This is a genomic window from [Flexibacter] sp. ATCC 35208 (assembly GCF_001975825.1).
In the GTDB taxonomy this organism is placed as follows: domain Bacteria; phylum Bacteroidota; class Bacteroidia; order Chitinophagales; family Chitinophagaceae; genus Chitinophaga.
In genome coordinates this window covers 1-2,006 of sequence record NZ_MTKN01000168.1, presented here as the reverse complement: position 1 = coordinate 2,006, position 2,006 = coordinate 1, and the positions used below count along the sequence as shown (strand labels likewise).

At 47.9% G+C, this 2,006-nt stretch carries 1 protein-coding gene; it reads left to right on the top strand.

Going from position 1 to position 2,006, the window contains the following annotated elements; genetic code table 11:
* Window positions 1-2,006 (top strand): condensation domain-containing protein (locus tag BW716_RS34860; RefSeq protein WP_143709229.1); only part of this gene is annotated, 2,006 nt, incomplete at both ends.

Genomic DNA, 2,006 nt, shown 5'->3' with positions numbered 1-2,006 from the left:
TATGCACTTTCTGCAGCGCAACACCGGATGTGGGTATTACATCAGCTAACCGGTGGCCACGGAGCGTATAACATTCCCGGTGTTTACATGCTGGAAGGCCGGCTGGATGTAGCTCGTTTATCGTCTGCGTTGCAACAGGTGGTATCGCGTCATGAGATTCTTCGTACGGTTTTTATTGAGCATGAAGATGGAGATGTGAGACAGTTTGTGCTGGCAACGGGTCATGTTGTGCTGGAGCAGTATGCTGTGAATGAAGAAGCGCTGTCTGCTAGGCTTCAATCTGATTTCAATACTGTATTTGATCTTTCAGCCGGTCCTTTGCTGCGTGTTTGCCTGTATCGGTTGGATGAAGATCGTTATGTGCTGAGCTATGTGATGCATCATATTATTAGTGATGGGTGGTCCGTAGGTATCCTGCTGCGTGATCTGCTAAGGTTTTATGAAGGGGTGAGCTTACCTGCTTTACCGATCCAGTATAAGGATTACAGTGCCTGGCAGGAGAACCGCTATAGTGCAGGTGACCAGTCTTACTGGAAAGCGCTTTTCAGTGGAGAACTGCCTGTATTTGATCTTTCTCCGGATCGTGTTCGTCCTGTGGTGAAGAGTTATCGAGGAGGAGTGGTGCGTAGCCGTTGGAGCCGTGAGCTGAGCCATCATTTCGGGGAGCTGTTGCGGGCAGAACAGAGTACTTTATTTATGGGATTATTGTCAGTTGTCCAGGTATTATTATATCGCTACAGCGGACAGTCAGATCTGATTATCGGGAGTCCTGTAGCGGGCCGTTCTCATCCTGACCTGGAAGATCAGCTGGGCTTGTACGTCAATACGATCGCTCTTCGAAGTCAGGTGAATGGTGAAGGCAGTTACCGTTCTCATTTGAGTGCTGTTCGGGGAATTACCCTTTCAGCATATGATCACCAGTTATATCCATTTGATAAGCTGGTATCAGATCTTGGTTTATCCCGTGATATGAGCCGTCATGCATTGTTTGATGTGATGGTGGTGTTACAGCAGGGAAGCAGTGTGGCAGGGGCTCCTGGAGGCTTAGAGGTGAGCCGCTATAGTGTAGTTCAGCCAGATAGCAGCAAATTTGATCTGTTGTTCAACTTTACGGAATCGGAGGGGTGTATCAGTCTTGGACTGGAATATAATAGTGACATATTTGATCGTTGGCGCATGGATCGCTTGTTAGCTCATGTTGAGCGGATAGTAGCCGGGGTATCAGCGCATCCTGAGCAGCCCTTGTGTGAACTTGATTACCTGGGAGAGGATGAGCGTAAGCGGTTATTATATTCATATAACGATACAACGGCCTCTTACCAATCAGACGCGACGCTGGTATCGTTGTTTGCAGCGCAGGTATCGCAACGTCCAGATGCGGTAGCTGTGGTTTATGAAGGTAGGAGCTGGAGTTACCGTGAGCTGGACGAGGCATCTGATCGTTTGGGATTTTACCTTCGGACGGAGTATGGAGTAGGTCGTAATGATGTGGTGGGTGTTTGCCTTGACCGTAGTGAACGGCTGATCATCAGCTTACTGGGTGTATTGAAGGCCGGTGGCGCTTATATGCCGGTAGATCCCTTTACACCAGCGGAGCGTATTGCTTACCAGGTAGCAGACAGTGGATGTAAACATTTACTGGATGCGTCGGCGTATGAAGTATTTATTGCCTTCCGGGGTGATTCTTCCGGGGATAAATTGCCCCTGATAAATGAGTGTAATGACCTGGCTTATGTGATTTATACTTCTGGTTCTACCGGTACACCGAAGGGATGTATGCTGGAACATAGTGGTGTTATCAACCGTATAGACTGGATGTGGTCCGCATATGATTATAGTATAAATGATATAATTCTGCAGAAGACGACGTTCACCTTTGATGTATCAGTGTGGGAGATCTTTATGCCTTTGTGTTGGGGAGCACGTATGGTTTTATGCCGGCGCGAAGATGTTGGTTCTCCCGAGGAGTTGAGTAAGCTGATAGCAGCAGAGCAGGTTAGTAATTT